Annotated in this window: 14 protein-coding genes; 8 read left to right on the top strand and 6 right to left on the bottom strand. The window is 58.8% G+C overall.

Annotated features, from left to right (window positions below; translation table 11 throughout):
* Positions 1-18 precede the first annotated feature (18 nt).
* Positions 19-1059 (top strand): ABC transporter substrate-binding protein, encoded by a 1041-nt coding sequence (locus tag DK261_RS16060; protein WP_053269178.1) that lies wholly within the window; start codon positions 19-21, stop codon positions 1057-1059.
* 180 nt (positions 1060-1239) lie between these two features.
* Here DK261_RS16060 and DK261_RS16055 read toward each other — a convergent pair whose 3' ends face one another.
* Positions 1240-2151 carry a LysR substrate-binding domain-containing protein gene (locus DK261_RS16055; protein ID WP_009049245.1) on the bottom strand — a complete coding sequence of 304 codons (912 nt, stop codon included), beginning with the start codon at positions 2149-2151 and terminating at the stop codon, positions 1240-1242.
* A 352-nt stretch (positions 2152-2503) separates the two neighbouring features.
* On the opposite strand from DK261_RS16055, the gene DK261_RS16050 reads away from it, so the two are divergent.
* Both DK261_RS16050 and DK261_RS16045 read left to right on the top strand, forming a co-directional pair.
* Complete coding sequence (locus tag DK261_RS16050; RefSeq protein WP_009049244.1) at positions 2504-3139, top strand: lytic polysaccharide monooxygenase auxiliary activity family 9 protein; 636 nt, start codon at positions 2504-2506, stop codon at positions 3137-3139.
* Between the two features lie 37 nt (positions 3140-3176).
* Entirely contained in the window at positions 3177-4235 is a 1059-nt protein-coding gene (locus tag DK261_RS16045; RefSeq protein ID WP_009049243.1) for a chitinase, read from the top strand.
* 235 nt (positions 4236-4470) lie between these two features.
* Here DK261_RS16045 and DK261_RS16040 read toward each other — a convergent pair whose 3' ends face one another.
* Positions 4471-5043, bottom strand: a complete 573-nt coding sequence (locus DK261_RS16040) for a LuxR C-terminal-related transcriptional regulator (protein WP_038632737.1) — start codon at positions 5041-5043, stop codon at positions 4471-4473.
* 150 nt (positions 5044-5193) lie between these two features.
* Between DK261_RS16040 and DK261_RS16035 the strand changes: the two genes are divergently transcribed.
* Genes DK261_RS16035 through DK261_RS16025 form a run of 3 tightly spaced genes read left to right on the top strand, consistent with a single transcriptional unit; the run spans position 5194 to position 9300 of the window.
* The gene (locus tag DK261_RS16035) at positions 5194-6372 is read left to right on the top strand and encodes an acetyl-CoA acetyltransferase (protein ID WP_028682599.1); all 1179 of its coding nucleotides are present in this window, start codon (positions 5194-5196) and stop codon (positions 6370-6372) included.
* Positions 6373-6374: 2 nt separating this feature from the next.
* A complete protein-coding gene (locus DK261_RS16030; protein WP_110175975.1) occupies positions 6375-7916 on the top strand; it encodes a class I adenylate-forming enzyme family protein in 1542 nt (513 codons plus the stop codon).
* A gap of 43 nt (positions 7917-7959) precedes the next feature.
* Positions 7960-9300: an MFS transporter gene (locus tag DK261_RS16025; RefSeq protein ID WP_110175974.1), complete on the top strand. Its 1341-nt coding sequence runs from the start codon at positions 7960-7962 to the stop codon at positions 9298-9300.
* Between the two features lie 467 nt (positions 9301-9767).
* On the opposite strand, the gene DK261_RS16020 is transcribed toward DK261_RS16025, so the two are convergent.
* The 3 genes from DK261_RS16020 to DK261_RS16005 all read right to left on the bottom strand — a co-directional run bounded on the left by DK261_RS16020 (position 9768) and on the right by DK261_RS16005 (position 13174).
* Positions 9768-10142, bottom strand: a complete 375-nt coding sequence (locus tag DK261_RS16020; protein WP_110175973.1) for a hypothetical protein — start codon at positions 10140-10142, stop codon at positions 9768-9770.
* Between the two features lie 100 nt (positions 10143-10242).
* Positions 10243-11211: a toll/interleukin-1 receptor domain-containing protein gene (locus tag DK261_RS16015; RefSeq protein WP_110175972.1), complete on the bottom strand. Its 969-nt coding sequence runs from the start codon at positions 11209-11211 to the stop codon at positions 10243-10245.
* Between the two features lie 742 nt (positions 11212-11953).
* Positions 11954-13174, bottom strand: coding sequence for a HEAT repeat domain-containing protein (locus DK261_RS16005; protein ID WP_110175971.1), 1221 nt, complete (start codon positions 13172-13174; stop codon positions 11954-11956).
* Positions 13175-13706: 532 nt separating this feature from the next.
* Here DK261_RS16005 and DK261_RS16000 point away from each other — a divergent pair.
* Positions 13707-14813 carry a DUF4062 domain-containing protein gene (locus DK261_RS16000; RefSeq protein ID WP_110175970.1) on the top strand — a complete coding sequence of 369 codons (1107 nt, stop codon included), beginning with the start codon at positions 13707-13709 and terminating at the stop codon, positions 14811-14813.
* Positions 14814-14818: 5 nt separating this feature from the next.
* Positions 14819-16588: an alkaline phosphatase family protein gene (locus tag DK261_RS15995; RefSeq protein WP_110175969.1), complete on the top strand. Its 1770-nt coding sequence runs from the start codon at positions 14819-14821 to the stop codon at positions 16586-16588.
* A gap of 175 nt (positions 16589-16763) precedes the next feature.
* Here DK261_RS15995 and DK261_RS15990 read toward each other — a convergent pair whose 3' ends face one another.
* Complete coding sequence (locus DK261_RS15990; protein ID WP_053275419.1) at positions 16764-17924, bottom strand: IS30 family transposase; 1161 nt, start codon at positions 17922-17924, stop codon at positions 16764-16766.
* Positions 17925-18057 lie beyond the last annotated feature (133 nt).

Here is an 18057-nt window from a genome sequence, read left to right as displayed (position 1 = left end):
TGTTAGAGGAACCGCTACATGTCCAGATCCTTGCGTTGCTGTGTTCCCTTTGCCCTGGCCCTGTTGTGCGGCGCTGTTGCGGCCGCACCGCAGAGCCTCACCGTCATCTCCTTTGGCGGTGCCACCAAGCAGGCCCAGGACAAGGCCTACTTCCAACCTTTCACCGCCAGCGGCGCAGGACGCGTGGTCGCCGGCGAGTACAACGGGGAGCTGTCGAAAATCAAGGCCATGGTCGATGTCGGCCATACCAGTTGGGACGTGGTCGAAGTCGAAAGCCCGGAGCTGTTGCGTGGCTGTGACGAAGGCCTGTTCGAACGCCTCGACCCGGCGCGCTTCGGCGACCCGGCGCAGTTCGTGCCGGGGACCCTGAGCGAATGCGGGGTGGCCACCTATGTCTGGTCGATGGTCATGGCCTACGACCAGGACAAGCTGGCCAAGGCGCCGACCTCCTGGGCGGACTTCTGGAACGTCGCCGACTTCCCCGGCAAGCGCGGCTTGCGCAAGGGCGCCAAGTACACCCTGGAAATCGCCTTGCTCGCCGACGGGGTCAAGCCGGACCAGCTGTACAAGGTGCTGGGCACTCCCGAGGGCGTGACCCGGGCGTTCGCCAAGCTCGACCAGATCAAGGGCAATATCCAGTGGTGGGAGGCGGGCGCGCAGCCGCCGCAATGGCTGATCGCCGGCGATGTGGTGATGAGCGCGGCCTACAACGGCCGGATCGCCTCGGCGCAGAAGGAAGGCATGAAGCTGAGCATCGTCTGGCCGCAAAGCCTGTACGACCCGGAGTACTGGGCGGTGGTCAAGGGCACGCCGAACAAGGCATTGGCCGAAGACTTCATCGCCTTCGCCAGCCAGCCGCAGACCCAGAAGGTGTTCTCCGAGGAGATCCCCTACGGGCCGGTGCACCGTGATGCGCTGGGGCTGCTGCCGACGGCGGTGCAACAGCAACTGCCCACCGCTGCAGCCAACCTGGCCGGGGCGCGGGCCGTGGACGCGGAGTTCTGGGTGGACCATGGCGAGGAACTGGAGCAGCGCTTCAACGCCTGGGCGGCGCGCTGAGACAGCTGGCAGCCAGCTTCTTCGGAGGACGAGAACTCTGTAGGAGCTGGCTTGCCAGCGATCGAGCGCGAAGCGCTCGCCAGCCCATCAGTACCTGGTGGGCAATCCATGCGGGCCTCATCGCTGGCAAGCCAGCTCCTACGCTTGAGTGCAAGTCGGCCCCCATGTTTGAGCGCGGTGTCAGGCCAGCCAGGCCTTGAACTGTTCCTTGCAGTAATCGACGAACAACTGCGCAGGCTTGGTCAGCTGCGCCCGTTTCAGCCAGCCGGCCACCAGCGCCGAACCGGTGACATCCTCGGCAATTTCCACACAGACCACTTCCTGGCCGTCATAGGTGCTGTTGCCATGGGGCCTGGTCACCAGCAAGGCAAAGCCGAACCCCTGGCCGACCATGCCGCGCACCATCTCGATCGACGGCGAGCCGAAGACGATATTCGGCGTCAGTTGCAGCTCCTCGAAGATGCTCACGAAGTAGGTGCGGCTGGGCTGCACATCCAGCAGGATCATCGGCTCCAGCACCAGGTCGCGCAGTGACACCTGGGCCTGCCCGGCAAAACGGTGCCCGGCCGGCACCAGGGCATAAGGCCGTTGCGGCGCCATCAGCGCCTCGGTCTCGATGGTGCTGTCCAGGTCGTGCTCGTAGAAGATCGCCAGGTCGAAGCGCCCGCCGGTCAAACCCTGCACCAGTTCCTGCTGCTCGCCGTCCTGCAGGCGGATCTCCACCCCCGGAAAGCGCTCGCGAAAACCGGCGATCAGCCGTGGCAGGTAGAGCGGGGCGACGGTCTCGAAACACCCGATATCGATCTGCCCGCACACCACGTCGTTGTCGGCCAGGGCGTTCTGCTCGAACTCATGGGCCATGCGCAGCAGTTCCTGGGCCTTGCGGTAGAAACGCGCGCCGCCGGGCGTCAGGGACACGCCCTGGGCGTGATGACGGATCAGCAACTGCACGCCGAAGCTGTCTTCCAGGCCCTTGACCGCCGTGGAAATCGACGGCTGGGCGATATACAGCTTGCGCGACGCCTCGGCGACGCTGCCACAGTCGACGGTGGTGACGAAATACTTCAATTGACGCAAGGAATAGGACGCCACAGTGCACCTCTGGCTGATTGTTTGGCTCCCACGATACCCGCTCCGCGGGCTGGCACTGCAGCGGATTTTGCTCGGTAGTGGGCATATTTTCGCTGGGTAGGCGCGCAGTGCCGCAAAGGCTTGCGGGTAGAGGTACAGCTTCCAGGTGCCGCCTGGACATGTAGGACTTTTACCTCAAGTTGGGTAGGAGAAATCCGGGAGCACTGGTTATATATCCAGTATTTTCGGGCGATTCCTCTGCCAGCGTGATGCAGAACGAAAAATGGGCGCGTGGACAGAAATTCCAGCTCGGTTAATTTGCAGACCTCTCCTTTGGAAAGGGAGAGTTTCTTAAATCAATGGAGTAATAAACATGAACCAACCACAAACCCAATCACCGCTTCGCCATGGTCGCGTCACCTCCCCAGCCTCCCGTGGCGCAGTCGCCATCGACCTGGGCCTGCTGGGCGGCTGGCAGGTCAATGAGATGGAAGGCGGCAAGAACTTCCCGGCCCTGGTCGCCGGTCCGTTCCCTGCACCGTTCGACTCGGACAACCCAAGCGTCGCGCCGCCGGCCGATGGCTTCATCCTCAGCGGCGGCAAGGCCGATGCCCGGGACTGCGTCAACTTCACCGATGCGGAGATGAGCAAGAAGCTCAACCGCGCCTTCACCTGGCCGCTGCTCAACGTTGACCCCGGCCAGATCTTCAAGGTGACCTGGCAGTACACCGCGCCGCATACCACCCGTGGCTATCGCTGGCTGATCACCAAGGACGGCTGGGACCCGAAACAGCGCATCACCCGCGCCCAACTGGAGGCCCAACCTTTCGCCGAGGACTTCTATCCGCAGGTGCCTTACTACAGCCATGCCGGCGAATTGAAGGCCAAGGTCGATCACCAGGTGAAGCTGCCGGCCAACAAAAAGGGCCGTCACGTGATTGTCCTGATGTGGATCGTGGCCAATACCGGCAACGCCTTCTATCAGGCCTTCGACGTCGACTTCAAATAAGTCTGCGGATCATTCAAACGTTCTGAAGGATTAGAACATGTCACAGATTGACTTTACCCAACTGAAAACGACGCAGGACGATGCCGCGTCGCGGATGCCGAGCCTGGATGGCAAGAAAATCCTCATGGGCTACTGGCACAACTGGCCGGCCGGCCCCTCGGACGGCTACCAGCGCGGGCAGTTTGCCAATATGAACCTGGAGGATGTGCCCCGCGACTACAACGTGGTGGTCGTGGCGTTCATGAAAGGCAGCGGTATTCCGACGTTCAAGCCGTACAACCTGTCCGATGCCGAGTTTCGTCGCCAGGTGGGCGTGCTGAACAGCCAGGGCAGGGCGGTGCTGATGTCCCTGGGGGGCGCTGACGCCCATATAGCATTGAACCCGGGCCACGAACAGCCGCTGGCCAATGAAATCATCCGTCTGGTGGAAACCTACGGCTTTGACGGGCTGGACATCGATCTTGAACAGAGCGCGATTGACGCTGCCGGCAACAAGACCGTCCTGCCTGCCGCGCTGAAGCTGGTCAAGGATCACTATGCTGCCGAGGGCAAGCATTTCATCATCAGCATGGCGCCGGAGTTCCCCTACCTGACCGCTGCCGGTCGATACGTCGACTACCTCAAGGCGCTGGAGGGCTACTACGACTTCATCGCGCCGCAGTTCTACAACCAGGGCGGCGATGGCCTCTGGGTTCAGGAGGCCAACAACGGCAAGGGGGCCTGGATCGCCCAGAACAACGAGGCCATGAAAGAGGACTTCCTCTATTACCTGAGCGAAAGCCTGGTGAGTGGTACTCGCGGTTTCACCCGGATTGCGCCTGACAAATTCGTCATTGGCCTGCCCGCCAACGTCGATGCCGCTGCCACCGGGTACGTGGTCAACCCGACGGCCGTTTCCAATGCGTTCAAACGCCTCCATGCCAAAGGGCTGTCGATCAAGGGCCTGATGACCTGGTCGGTCAACTGGGACAACGGGTTCAACAAGGACCACGTGCCCTACAACCAGGAATTCAGCCGGCGCTACGGGCCGTTGATCAGCGGTGGCAAGCAGTCCCCGTCAACGCAGGATGAGCCCCTCCCGCAGACCGCCCGCTAGTACTCGATCAAGGAAACATCCGGCAGACGTGCCTGATGCTCCAACAGTCAAGCCTGTTGACTGATCGATGAGGGCAAGCAATGAAAATCCGATGCCTTCCGGCATCGGATTTTTTTGGCTTTCAAGATGGGGGCCGTCCACCAGGTCCTGGCAGAGGGCGGCAGCGTGGAGGCCCCGGCTATCGGGCCATTGCAGCTGCTGCGCATCAGTGCCGGCGACAGGCTTGCCTGGGCGCTCAACTGATGAAGATGATCTTCGACACCAGCTCTGCACTGTTCTTGGCCTGAAGCTTCTTCATCAGCCGGGCGCGGTGGACTTCCACGGTGCGGTGGGAAATGCCCAGCTTGCGCGCCACTTCCTTGCAGGTCAGGCCATTGACGATATGCAGCGAGATTTCCCGCTCGCGCGGGGTCAACTGGATCATCGGCGCGGGCTGGCGGTCCAGGCGCTCGAAATGCCAGACCATCAGCTTGAACGGATCCTCGGCCGTCAGGGAAAAGCCGTGGGCGCGGGCCCAGAACACCTCGCCGTTGCGATGCTGCATGAAGCGCTCGTCGGAGTAGAAGGCGCCGGGCCCGTTGCGCAGCCAGTGCTCGCTGCGTTCGCCGATGCTCTGGTAGTCGGCCTGGGAGGGGTACAACAGCAGGGTCAGGTGGCCCTGCAACTGTTCGCGTTCATAGCCGAACAGGCGAACGAAGGCCTGGTTGCAGTCGAGCATCCGGCGATGCCCGGTGATCATCTGCGGTGCGGGGGAAACCTGGAAGGCCAGGCGCTCGAGGTCCTGGAATTGCTGGGCGTATACGGTCATCAGGCATCCTGCCTCGGGTTTATCGGCGCGTCCCTTTTTTGGGGGGGATACGTACTACTTACTGCCGTACGTAGTTGCCCCAACTAGCGTGTGATTCGGGTGCTGAATCATTGTATGGAATACCCGCTTCAAGGACAGAAGAAAATCACCATGACTCACGATTCCGTATCCATCGTCGCTGCCGCCCATAGCCCTTTCGGGCGCCTGGACGGCTTGAACCTCGAAGACCTGATCGTCCAGGTTACCCGCGAGGCCCTGGCAGACGCTGAGATCGACGCTGGACAAATCGACGCGCTGTTTCTCGGGCACTTCAACTCCGGCCTGGTAGCGGACGGTTTCCCCGCCTCGCTGATGCTCCAGGCCGACCCGCAATTGCGCTTCAAGCCCGCCACTCGCTGCGAGAACGCCTGCGCCTCCGGTTCGGCGGCGATCCAGGCCGGGATCCACGCGATCCGCAGCGGCGCCGCCGAGCTGGTGCTGGTGGTCGGCGCGGAGAAAATGACCGGCAACAGCACCGTCGAAGTCACCCGCGCCCTGGCCGGCGCCGGCTACCAGAACGCCCTCCAGGAGGCCGGCCTGAGTTTCGCCCAGCTGTTTGGCCAGGTGGCGCAGCAGTACGCCGACCGCTACCACAGCCCAATGGCCTCGATGGCCATGATCGCGGTGAAGAACCACGCCAATGCCATGGCCAACCCCCTGGCGCAGATGCACCGCGTGATGGATTTTGAACACTGCAACAACGTTTCCCAGGGCAACCCGCTGATCGCACCGCCGCTGCGCCTGACCGACTGCTCGCTGATCAGTGACGGTGCGGCGGCGATCATCCTGGCCTCGCCGCAGCGCGCCCGTTCGATGCGACGCCAGGTGGCGATCCGCGCCATGACCCAGGTGAACGACTTCCTACCCTTGTCGCGCCGCGACGTGCTGGCCTTCGAGGGGCCGAAACGGGCGATCCACGGGGCCTTGCGCCAGGCTGGCGTGACCCTCGGCGACCTGAGTTTCGCCGAGGTACACGACTGCTTCACCATCGCCGAACTGCTGATCTACGAAGCCATGGGCCTGGCGCCCAGGGGCGAGGGGCACCGGGCCCTCGACGACGGCACCGTGCGCCAGGGCGGACGCCTGCCGGTGAACCTGTCCGGCGGGCTCAAGGCCAAGGGGCATCCGGTGGGCGCCACCGGGGTATCGATGCATGCCCTGGGCTTTGCCCAACTGATCGGCAAACCCATCGGCCTGGGGGTGCCCGGTGCCGAGTTCGGCTTGCTGTTCAACATGGGCGGCATGGCGGTGGCCAACTACGCCAGCGTCCTGCAAGCGGTCAAGGTCTGAGGATGAACATCGCCCATTGGCTGCGCGATGCGGCCGAGCGCTGGCCCCGGCGGCCGGCTCTGTTCGAGGGGCGCCGCCAGGTCGCCGACTACCAGGCGTTTGCCGCGCAGGCCCGGGCCCGCGCGCTGCAACTGCGCCACGCGCACGGCATTGTGCCTGGCGACCGGGTGGCGCTGCTGATGCAGAACAGCTGCGCTTATCTCGAACTGTTGTATGCCATCTGGTGGAGCGGGGCGGTGGCGGTTCCGATCAACAGCAAGCTGCACACCCAGGAAGCCGCCTGGATTGCCGGCAATGCCGGGGCCCGGCTGATCTACACCGATGAGGGCCGAAGCTTCGACGCTGCGACCCTGCCGGCCGGCTGCCGCGAACTGGCCGCGTCCGGGTTGGCCATGCAAGGCCTGGCGCCGAGCGATGAGCTGGTGGAGCCGCACTTGCGGGAGGACACCGACCTGGCCTGGCTGTTCTACACCTCCGGCACCACCGGGCGCCCCAAGGGTGTGATGCTGTCCCATGGCAATCTGATCGCCATGTCCTTGTGCTATCCGCTGGACGTGGATCCGGTGGCCGCTGATGACGCCGTGGTCTATGCCGCGCCGATGTCCCACGGCGCCGGCCTCTACAACTTCATCCATGTGCGCTGTGGCGCCCGGCACGTGGTGCCGGCGTCCCGAGGGTTCCAGGCGGCGGAGTTGTTCGAGCTGGCGCAGGTGCTGGGCCAGGTCAGCCTGTTTGCCGCGCCGACCATGGTCAAGCGCATGGTGGAGCAGGCCCGGCAGCAGGGCTATTGCGGCGAAGGCATCAAGACCATCGTCTACGGCGGCGGCCCGATGTACCTGGCGGACCTCGCCCAGGCCCTGGATACCTTCGGCCCGCGCCTGGTGCAGATCTACGGCCAGGGCGAATGCCCGATGACCATCAGCGCCCTGTCCCGGGAGGCCATCGCCGACCGCGGGCATGCCGACTGGCCGGCCATTGCCGCCTCGGTAGGGCGCGCCCATGCCTGCGTCGAGGTGCGGGTGGTGGATGCCGCGGGCCAACCCCTGGCCCCCGGCGAACCTGGGGTGATCGCTGTGCGCGGGGCTGTGGTGATGCAGGGTTACTGGGACAATCCGCAAGCCACCCAGGAGGCCCTGGTGGACGGCTGGCTGCTCACCGGCGATATCGGTTTCCTGAACGAGCGGGGTTACCTGACCCTGACCGATCGCAGCAAGGATGTGATCATCTCCGGCGGCAGCAACATCTACCCGCGGGAAGTCGAGGAAGTGCTGATCCAGCACCCCGAGGTGTTCGATGTGTGCGTGGTTGGGGAGGCCGACGCCCTGTGGGGCGAGTCGGTGGTGGCCTTCGTGGCCCTGCGCACGGCCGGCAGCCTCGATGCGCAGGCGCTCGAGCAGTGGTTCCTGGCGCGCATGGCCTCGTTCAAGAAACCGAAGAAGTACCTATTTTGCGCCGAGCTGCCGAAAAACAGCTATGGCAAGATTCTCAAGACCCGATTGCGCCAGTGGTTGCAGGACCCCACGGGGCCCTTGAACAACCTCTGAAACGCTGCATTTCATGGATAACACGACGACAGGAGTCCCCGACATGGATGTGTCACCTTCCAACTTCCAGCGCCAGCGGCGCCGAGCCTTCATCGGCGCCACTTCCGGCCACTTGATCGAGTGGTACGACTATGGCGTCTACGGTTTCCTGGCCCTGTATATAGGCAAAGCCTTCTTCGTCTCCAACGACCCCACCAGCAGCCTTCTGGCGAGCTTTGCGGCCTTTGCCCTGAGCTTCTTCATCCGGCCCCTGGGCGGCTTGTTCTTCGGCCCCCTGGCCGACAAGATCGGCCGACGCAAGACCCTGATCACGGTGCTGGTGATGATGGCCGGCTCCACCTGCCTGCTGGGCCTGTTGCCGACCTACGCCAGCATCGGCATCGCTGCGCCGGTAATCCTGGTGCTGATCCGCTGTGTGCAGGGTTTCTCCGCCGGGGGCGAGATCGGCACCATCACCAGCTTCATTTCCGAATACGCCGGCCCCGGGCGCCGGGGTTTCGCCACCTGCTGGCTGATGGTCACCGCCGTGCTCGGCCTGCTCCTGGGCGGCGCCGTGGCCAATGGCATGACCTGGGCCCTGGGCGCCGAGCTGATGCAGGAGTGGGGCTGGCGGATCCCGTTCCTGATCGCCGGTCCCCTGGGCTTCATCTCGCTGTATATTCGCCTGAAGCTGGAAGACAGCCCGGAGTTCCTCGCCCTGGTAGAGGCCGGGCAGACCTCCAAGGCGCCGCTGCGCGAGGTCTGGCAGTGGAAGCGCTCGATCGCCCTGGTGTTCTTCATCATTACCCTGCACAGCTCGATCTTCTACCTGGTGCTGACCTTCGCCTCGACCTACATGTCCAACACCCTCAAGTTCGACAGCGGCACCACCTTGCTCTATGTGTTCGTCGCCAGCCTCTCGGCGGCGGTGGTCATGCCCTTCGGTGGCGCCTTCACCGATCGCTACGGGCGCAAGCCGTTCCTGATGGTGATCGGTACCCTGGCGACCCTGGCCATGTACTGGTTCTTCAAGACAGCGCCCAACGCCACCCCGGCCACCCTGTTCTGGCCGCTGATGGCCGTGGCGATCCTGTTCGGGCTCTACGCGTCCTCGACCTACGCGCTGATGAGCGAGCTGCTGCCGACCCGCATCCGCTCCACCGGCATCGCCGTGGCCTACAACATCCCGGTGGCAGTGTTCGGCGGCAGCGCGCCGCTGATTTCCACCTGGCTGATCAAGCTCACTGGCGACATCACCGCGCCCTGGTACTTCTACGTGGCGACCGGAGTCGCGTCGCTGCTGGCCCTGGTAGTGCTGCGCAAGGAGGACTTCGTCGCCTGTACCCACGACGCCCGGCCCCAGGGCCGCGGGGCTGCGCAACTCCTGGTCAACCCGCAAGCTTGAGCCCACCTGTCGGCGCCGGCCCCGGCTGACTGACGCCACCCGGCCGCGCGTCGCGGCCTGGCGGCCAGGACGTCGGTATGGGGCAGTGGTGGGCAATGGCATCGGGCGGGTCGAACAAGCGCATAGCTGCAACGCTCGGTGTCAGCTCGGAAACAGGAAAGTCCCGCGAGCGGCCAGTCAGGACTGGCCCCTTTTGTCTATGGCAGGGGATCCGGTTTATGGATCAAAGGCTGTCTGGGTCGCCGAAAAACATTTTGACTGGGCTCTAGAACAGTAGTTTCAGATTGAAAAACTCGAATTATGCCCCCAGTTATGCCACCAATTGCTCCGAGTGTCCGAGCGATCTCGAATGGCGATTTCTGACGCGGACCTAGGTGGCCGTGGCTGGTATTCAGTGCGCCTCCGTATACTGGATGACCAACCCGAATCCGGCAAATCCTTGGTGGTTCGATGAGTCGATATGCGAACTACTTAGCCCGCCGAGATGAGACATATGGTGTGACGTCTCTGTCTTCTACCGCCTGAAGCTCGAAGTACTGCCCTTTGGCTTTCAGCGCATGGATGATGCGACATTGGGCATAAGCGGTGCCGTATGAGGTGCTCGGGCCTTGGATGTTGAGTACCAATTCCCCTCCGTAGCTTCGCTCGTACCTCAATTCTCTCAAGGCTCCCGCCGCTTCACCATTTGCCTCGGCGATCTCGATCACCAATTCCCTTAAGGCCGATTGGTCGGTGTCTGGTAGCTCAGCGGAAAACTTGACCTGGCGTTGGCTTTGAAAGCCTCCGCCACTGGCCGAGCCTATTCGGTTAAATGTGATGTGGGCGAGCAGGACTACTTCCATGGTTTGAACCTTCTATGTGAGTCTTACTTCTTTGTCGTAGGGGGCAGCGTCAAGGCCAAGTGCCCCCCTGGGTTCTTTCTAATTCGCACCCAGCAATGATTTACCGATTGCGTTGTAGCGGTGCGATGAGAAGGCCCCAAAGCGTCTCGGCACCGCCTTCTTGGGAAAGCTTCTGGTCTTGCCGAGTGTGGAACGCCATGCCGAAGGTCTTCAGGTACATGGATTGGTCGTCCGTATTTACGGTGAGCGCCTCGTTGTAAGAGCCGCCGCCAAACGAGTCTCCATGGCTGTAGTAGATACCGGCGCCCATCTGGCCGCCGGTGAACACTGCCGCTTTTGCAACGTCGTGGCCGTCCTTGTAGATATTCGCAGAAAAGCGATTTGCATCTACCCGACGGAACACCCCTTCATACCCTGAGTTGCGCGCTTGGAGCTCCAGCAACGAGTTCTCAAAATAGCGGGCGATGTACTCGAAACTGTCGAGCAAGAAGCGGTCTTTGTCCAGCTGGGTGAAGCTCTTAGTCATTCGAAGGTTACTCGACCTAGGGCCAGCCGGGGCGATAAGGGAGGGCGCTGAACCTCCATTGAAATCGTTGCGTTCGGCTCGCGGAGCAGTGTTCGGTTGGCCACGGCTGCGTCGCTCAGCGGCCTTCCGAACCTCCTTTGCAACCTGCAAGAATGCTTCGTCCCGATCAGGCCAAAGGGTCACTGGCTTACCATCTTGGGGCGTACCAAGCAGCTTGCCGAAGGGGGCATGATGCCAATCGCATGGGCGAAGAATCACAGGAATGACAGTCGCTTCTTTAGCGGCATGGCGCTCCATCGCGCGAGCCATCTCGATGTTGTAGCAATAGTCGGAAGCGATGAAATCCGGGCTTACCAGCAACAGGATAATTTCGTCGCTGTTGATGTGATCATCAATGGCAGCATCGATCTCTTGGCCTGCTCCGATTCTGCGGTCGTGCCAAGTCTCAATGACGCCTTGGCGCTTGAGCATCGAAAGCTGCTTTTCCAACTGGTCGCGCAGCGCCTCGTCAGCATGGCAATAAGAAAAGAACACGTTCGGCAAAAGGGTCACTCCTACTCGGATAGGTGCGATGTCGATCTTACGGGCAGCTTGGCTGCGAAGTACAGACGTGGTCTGGCTTGACTGCTGATTGGATGCCCTTCAGTTGAACCAGTCAGCCAAAAAACAACGGTGCTCGAGTCGTGACATGGTGGTAGATCATTTGGGCTCGCTCGTAATGAATGATGTGCTTGCCGTGAGGCGTTGGCCACACGAACTGACGGATCTCAAGTGGCGCAAATGTAAAGGAAGGTGGAAGGCCTAGGCGTCTCTTAACCGCGCCGTCAGCACTGTTGCATTGCTCGCAGATGATGACGGGAGCAAATGTGGTGATCCGATGAGGTTCTCCAAGAAGCGGTTTTCGTACGTAAAGGTCGGTTCCATGGTCATGGTGAGTATGGAGACCTACAGCCCAGCCTTCTCGCCTATGCGATTTGTTCGGGTAAAGCATCGTCCAACGTAGCAATTGGTATCGTGTCCGTTCGCAGCACGGGCATCGCCAATGATCATCAAGCTTCGCCCATAGCTGGTGGCAATGGGCGCCATCAAAGCTCAGATATTCCTCCCAGCTAGGAATGCGCCGGAGCAGATTGCTATTCAGCGTTTTCTCTCTGTTAGCATTCTTGATTTTGGTACCGTCGCAGGCCAAACAGTAGCCATTGGCCGAAAACTCGGGGTTGCAGGGACAGAGGCTTTTGGTCATCAGAGCTTCTCAGTCTGTCGTTGGGTTACTCCGATTAAGGATTCACTCGGCCGCAGCCTGGATAGATTTAATCAGCACCGACGTAGCCTCATCTTTCGGTTCGATCGATGTAGCAATTTCAGCCGCGGATTGTTTCTGTTTCTCATCGGCAAGGGGAACCGTCTGACTAAGGACCACTAGCAGGTTACGTTGGCCGTCTTCGCTTGATTCTGGAAACTGTTGAATGACCAAAGGAATAGCACGCGGATCCTTTAAGTTGATTAGGACATTGGTTGCGTAGGATCGTACGGTGCCGTCGTCACTTGCGGACGCTTTGGTCAGAGCCTTCAAATCGTCTTCTTCAACAACTGCTTTCAGTGCTCCGCTTTGGCCAGCATTTGATTGAGCAATTTCATTGAGGGAGACAAGCGCACCAAGCTTTGTTCGATAGGAACTGTCAGTGCTCTGTACTTTGGTTAACAGGGGTCTTGCAGCGGGCATTCCTTTTTTTCCGAGCTCAGAGCGGGCATCGCGCCTCACATAGGTACTGTCGGAGTTCAAATTATTGATTAACTCATCAACCGTTGGAGTTTCCTCATCCGCATAAGCCGTTTGCAATAGCGACCAAGACGAACCATCAATAGCGGGCATTACTTCAACGACAACGCCTGTACTGGTCCCACTGGGGCATGGGCCAACCTTGGCAATTAATTTATTGGTCTCGTCGTTTAGGCTTGCATCCTGGGAGTTGTAACGCCATTGAAGGGTATCTCCTGATCCTAGATATGGTCTTAATAAAGCAGCATCAATGCAGCTAAATATTTGTTCTCTATCACCAATGTTGACGATGAGAGCCAGTTTTTTGCGAATAATGTCCTTGTCGAAAACTACAAAGTCATAACTGGTTTTTAATCGGGACCCCAAAAAATCATTGTCGCCCTCGAAAACCATCGTAGCCTCTCTAGTGTCCCCCTCTATTTTTATACGTAGGTAACGTCCGTCCATGCGGTCCAAAATTATAAAGAATATGACGACTGCGAGTGCCGCACACCCGATGATCGTCATTGATTGGCCCGGTAGGGTGACGCTGGCCTTAGAACCAAAAGCACCAAGAATTATTCCTAGCCCCGTACAGAACATGAAAATTTTTAATGTAAAGTTCCCAATGTGCATTACTTCGAAAAAGGTGCCTATCCCAATCATAATCAACCCCATAACTAGGGCCGAGTAAAAAATAGGGCCTGTCTCAACTGATCGTTTATCGGACTCTAACTTGTCGTTCATGGCTGCTCCGGATTGCTGATTATAAGTGAGTCACCACTAGACTCAACAACCCAATGAGTGCATGTGCTTAAAGTGGTGGTTGGATCAACGCTAGTCGGCACCTAGACACTTGTCCAGCAATGGCGGAAGTGAGGGTGCTGTACCGAAGTTTTTCATTTGTATAACATTTGTCTAGCTAATTGGCCATGCTAGAAAAGTGCATTGTTAATGCTTTCTTCTTGAAAAGGGTGCAGGTTTTCAATTTTAATTTTTGCTGCCATCGAGAGGCTGTCCCTTACACAGTTGGGAGCACACAGCGTCTAGATGGGTACTTTTGGCTCGCGAAATTGTCATGGCTCAAAGTCCATCTAATATTCGACATTTTTCGTTACAAATGCAGAGGGTGGCGCTGGTAACGCGATGTCCAAATAATTGCATTTTGCTACTTCTGTGCTGTTCTAGGAGGACTGCACGCGCGGCTCAGCTTTGTCGTGCAAGGATCACCTTTGATCACAGAGCTGTTAGAGCCTCTGGTTGAGGTTTAGGAGCAAGGATGGCCCAGTCCAAAAAAATCAAGGTCATGCTTTCGAGTCGTTGCAACGACCGTTTCCCCATTGATAGCGATCACACCCTTAGCTCAATTCGAGAGCAGCTCAAGCGCGAGATTGAAGGTACAAAGCTGTTCGGCAGGCAGGTGTTTGAAGTCTGGATCAATGAAGACGCTCCCCCCGCCGATGCTATGGACGATAGCTGGGATACCTGTCTACAGGCTGTTCGTGATTGCGATGTGATGCTTGTGTTGTCCAATGGCAATGCAGGTTGGGCCAAGCGTGCTGGCGACATTGGCATTTGCCATGCTGAATACATGGAAGGCCTGGCCACCACCCGCGGCAAGGTGCGCCTGATTGCTATGCCGAATATTCCGGTGGGTGAAGGGCAGGACAAACTGTTCCAAGATTTTGTCTCGCTGCAGACACCTTTTCGAGGCGGTACTGTTTCCACTGTCGAGCAATTGCGCACCCGGGTGCATGAAGCGCTTCTTGACGCGTTGGTTGTGCTAACCCAGCGAGGTGTTACGGCAGCAGCCTCTACACGTTTTGACATGGGGCAGGCGCTCGACTGGACCCGTCTCGATTTCCGTCAGCGCAAACGAGCAATGGAAGCCGTTCTGTTGAGAGCGCTTACCGGGACAGATGCACCTTCTAGTGAGACTGCCGTCGTTGTTCCCATTGCCGGCGCGAAAGTCGCGGTTCTGGTCCACGCCATCCCGGCCGCATTCAGTGTTGCTGCTGCGCGCGAGCTTGTTGGCAAACCCTTTTTACGTGATCACCTTCATGCAGATGCTTTGAAAACTGCGGTTGGGCCATTGCATCTGATTGCCTGTCATCGAGGTGCAACAGAGACGCAGGCGACCGCGTTGCTAGGCTTCGCCGATGCCACGGTGGTCAGTGGTTCTTTCGGCATTTTCGTCGCGGACGATGTACAGAAAGTGCAGTTTGCATTCCTGGCAAATTGCCGTGATGAATCACAAACCCGCCATGCCCTACAACGATTCATGGAGTGGCTGGATCAAACCGGTGAGGCTGACATCTTGGCGAAAAGGGCCGCTTCGCGCGCCAAGATCGTCAGGGTGATCGCTGCTGAATATCAAGGGAGATAACAAGGATGGCCAAGTCGCTTTTCACCGTGGGGCCCGTGCTCTCGTTTCGAGGAACCAGTGCAGGGAAGTGGAGGGTCACTGCGTTGATTGGTATCACCACCGGTTCGCCTGTACCGAAGTTCTCTATCGAAGGAAAAGCGTGCCCAGTCCCTGTGGTTCTGTTGGCGGGACTTAAGGAAACCATCCTTCGTTATGACCTGAGCTGTGCCCTCCAGAAGGAGGAGCGAGTCGTAGAGTTTGGTTTGGTGGAGGAAAATTTTAGATGGAAGTTCTCTGTGCCCGGGAAAGACTATGCGCCCAGGATGGCGTATGTCTCCTGCAATGGCTTTTCCGATCCCGCTGCAATGCGCAAGTTGGCCAAACCTGAAAATGCTGTCTGGGCAGATCTAATCGAAAATCATGACAGTGAACTGCGTCCCAACAGTTTCGAGCTGGACAAGGAACAGCTTTGGCACGAGAGCCGAATTCATGACAAACACTTGAAGCGCTTCCACTTGCTGCTGATGGGTGGGGATCAGATTTACTTCGACTCGATTTGGGAGGATGTCAAACCCCTCAAGCATTGGGTCGGGTTGTCGCGTAAGGACCAGCTGAAATTCAAGGTGAATGCTGCGCTTGAGCAGGAGATCGAGTCGTATTATTTCGAGCTCTATGCCAAGCGCTGGTTACCGGACACGCGTCGCGACTGGGGCAAGGGTTTGCCGAACCTGGATGCGGCCGATGCGATGTCGCGTATACCAACGGTGATGATGTGGGATGACCACGACATCTTCGATGGCTGGGGCTCCTACAGTCCTGAGATGCAGCACTGCTCGGTGTTCCAAGTGTTGATGCGTTGTGCTCGCGAGGCGTTTTGGGTCTTTCAGCTTCAGCACGCGCTCGAGGATTTGCCACCCTTGCTGGCGCAGCAACAGCGGGTGAATATTTCAAAACAGGATCCGCAGTTTGAGCCGATCGAATGGAGTGTGAAGCTCGCGGGCGATCCATTGGCGCTGCCGTTTCTCGATCAGCAGTCGGGGTTCAGTTTTGCTCATCACATAGGACCTGTGTCCTTGTATGTGGGGGATTTACGTACGGAGCGCTCTCGCACTCAGGTGCTTGGTGAGAGAAGCTGGAAGGCGATGCAAGACTGGCTCGACACGCTTCGCGATGGCAAGCCGGCTCACCCAGGTAGCAAGTGTCAGCATTTGATTTTCATGTCATCTGTGCCTGTGGCACATCCTAAGTTGTCGTTGGCTGAGGGGTTGCTTGATACGTTTGGTCAGGATCACGTGCTCGACAGCAATGCCGATGATTTGAAGGATCATTGGTCTCACGGAGATCATGAAGGTGAACGCAAACGGCTTCTTGAAACGCTAACACGCGTTGCGGAGAAAAAGTTTCTACGCGTATCGATCGCCTCTGGGGATGTGCATGTCGCGGCCTGGGGCAGTTGTTATCGCAGGGATATTCCTCCGACCTCCAACTGGGCGCAGGTTCAACAGTTCACCTCTTCCGGTGTGGTTCATCCCTCGCTGATAGGGGTATCGGAATGGCTTTTCCTTCAGCTATTGAACCAGACCGCCAGTAAGGTTCAGTCGATTGATGTACAGCATTGCGTTGAGATGATGCTTTTTCCGGGATCTAACCGTTACATGATGCCCGCCAGGAACTGGCTGGCGTTCGAGTTGGATGTGGGGGAAGGGAAGGGGTGTAAGTTGTGGGCGACGTGGCGGTGTGAGACAGACTCGGGTTTCTCGAACCATTTGCAGGCGGTGCAGCCGTTTCAAGAGTGAAGGGAGCAACGGGCCTGATGGTTTGAAGTGGTCGGGGCATTCCGGATGTTCGTTGCAGTTTTCTAGATTGGCTATTTCAGTTTTCTAGTGCACGCCTTAATAGTTTTCGATTTGGGTTCCTAGCTGGTAGGACGCTGTCGTTGCGTGCGGATAACCGCAGGTTTCGGCTGTGGATTCAACCGGTCGATGCAACAGATTGGCTAAATCGTTCAGCGGGCGTTTCGTAGTTTAGTGTTTTCCGAGGACGACTGTTCAACTGCCTTGCCACTTCATTGAGCGTGGCTTGCGAGTGCTCCGCCAGGTCGGTCCCTTTCGGGAAGTACTGCCTTAACAACCCGTTGGTGTTCTCATTCGATCCCCGTTGCCAGGGACGATGGGGGTCGCAGAAGTAGACCTTGATGTCGGTCGCCACCGTAAAACGCTTATGGTCAGCCATCTCTTTGCCGCGATCCCACGTCAGCGATTGGTAGAGTTCCTCGGGGAGTTCGCGGGCGTTTTCGATCAGGGCGCTGATGACCGTCTCGGTATCCTTACCGGCCAACTTCACCAGCATCACGTAGCGGGTATTTCGCTCAACAAGAGTGGCGATCTGGCTGTTCCTGCTGCCGCACAGCAGGTCACCTTCCCAGTGACCAGGCACCGCCCGATCCTTAGCCGTGGCCGGGCGTTCGCGGATGGATACCGCGTCTGTGATTCGGCCGTGATTTTCTTTCTTCTGCGTGTGATGTCGCGAGCGACGCATGGCTCTCGTGCGCCGTAAATGCTCAAGCAACTCCTTCTTCAGGGCCCCGCGAGCCTGTATGAAGAGGGTGCGATAGATCGTCTCGTGTGACACCTGATAGCTCGTATCATCCGGGTAGGTGCGCTTCAGCCAGCCGGCAATTTGTTCCGGTGACCACTGCAATTGAAGCTTGTCTGCAACAATTTGCGCCACCGCTCGGTTCTCAACAAGCTTGCAGACCTTGGGTCGATGGGCGCGATCCCAGGCCGCCTGATCAGCTCGATTAGCCCGGTAGCCTCCTTGGCCACCGTTGCGTCTGATCTCACGACTGATCGTAGAGGCTGCTCGCCCTAGCAGCGCGGCTATGGAACGGATCGAGTTACCTGCCACCACTGCCCGCGAAATCTCTTCGCGTTCAGCCAACGTCAGGGCCAATCTGGACCTGCGCCGTACAGCGGGTCTAATACCCCCTGTTTCCGCCAGGATGCGCTGTACCGATGAGTGGTTTCGATCAAATAGTTGGGCGATCTGCTGGAGAGAGTCGCCTTTCTGCCAGTGATCCCACATCAGTTTCTTCTGGCTTTCGGTGTAATAGATCCGAGGTCTCTGCTTCATCTGCAACACTCCTTCTGCTTACACAGAATTTAGTTGTGTTGCATCGACCGGTTGAATCCACAGCCAGAAGTGGACATTGGTCAGAGGGCCTGTGCACCCAACTAAATTACCTGGCGTGTCTAGGAACGTGGAA

Origin of the sequence: Pseudomonas sp. RW409, assembly GCF_003184125.1 — a bacterium.
GTDB lineage: Bacteria > Pseudomonadota > Gammaproteobacteria > Pseudomonadales > Pseudomonadaceae > Aquipseudomonas > Aquipseudomonas chlororaphis_I.
Note: the sequence above shows the minus strand (reverse complement) of the source record. Positions and strands in the feature narration are given on the sequence as shown.

Coding starts and splice junctions, on each gene's coding strand:
- DK261_RS16060 (WP_053269178.1), top strand. CDS start 19: ATGTCCAGATCCTTGCGTTGCTGTGTTCCCTTTGCCCTGGCCCTGTTG.
- DK261_RS16050 (WP_009049244.1), top strand. CDS start 2,504: ATGAACCAACCACAAACCCAATCACCGCTTCGCCATGGTCGCGTCACC.
- DK261_RS16045 (WP_009049243.1), top strand. CDS start 3,177: ATGTCACAGATTGACTTTACCCAACTGAAAACGACGCAGGACGATGCC.
- DK261_RS16040 (WP_038632737.1), bottom strand. CDS start 5,043: ATGACCGTATACGCCCAGCAATTCCAGGACCTCGAGCGCCTGGCCTTC.
- DK261_RS16035 (WP_028682599.1), top strand. CDS start 5,194: ATGACTCACGATTCCGTATCCATCGTCGCTGCCGCCCATAGCCCTTTC.
- DK261_RS16030 (WP_110175975.1), top strand. CDS start 6,375: ATGAACATCGCCCATTGGCTGCGCGATGCGGCCGAGCGCTGGCCCCGG.
- DK261_RS16025 (WP_110175974.1), top strand. CDS start 7,960: ATGGATGTGTCACCTTCCAACTTCCAGCGCCAGCGGCGCCGAGCCTTC.
- DK261_RS16020 (WP_110175973.1), bottom strand. CDS start 10,142: ATGGAAGTAGTCCTGCTCGCCCACATCACATTTAACCGAATAGGCTCG.
- DK261_RS16005 (WP_110175971.1), bottom strand. CDS start 13,174: ATGAACGACAAGTTAGAGTCCGATAAACGATCAGTTGAGACAGGCCCT.
- DK261_RS16000 (WP_110175970.1), top strand. CDS start 13,707: ATGGCCCAGTCCAAAAAAATCAAGGTCATGCTTTCGAGTCGTTGCAAC.
- DK261_RS15995 (WP_110175969.1), top strand. CDS start 14,819: ATGGCCAAGTCGCTTTTCACCGTGGGGCCCGTGCTCTCGTTTCGAGGA.
- DK261_RS15990 (WP_053275419.1), bottom strand. CDS start 17,924: ATGAAGCAGAGACCTCGGATCTATTACACCGAAAGCCAGAAGAAACTG.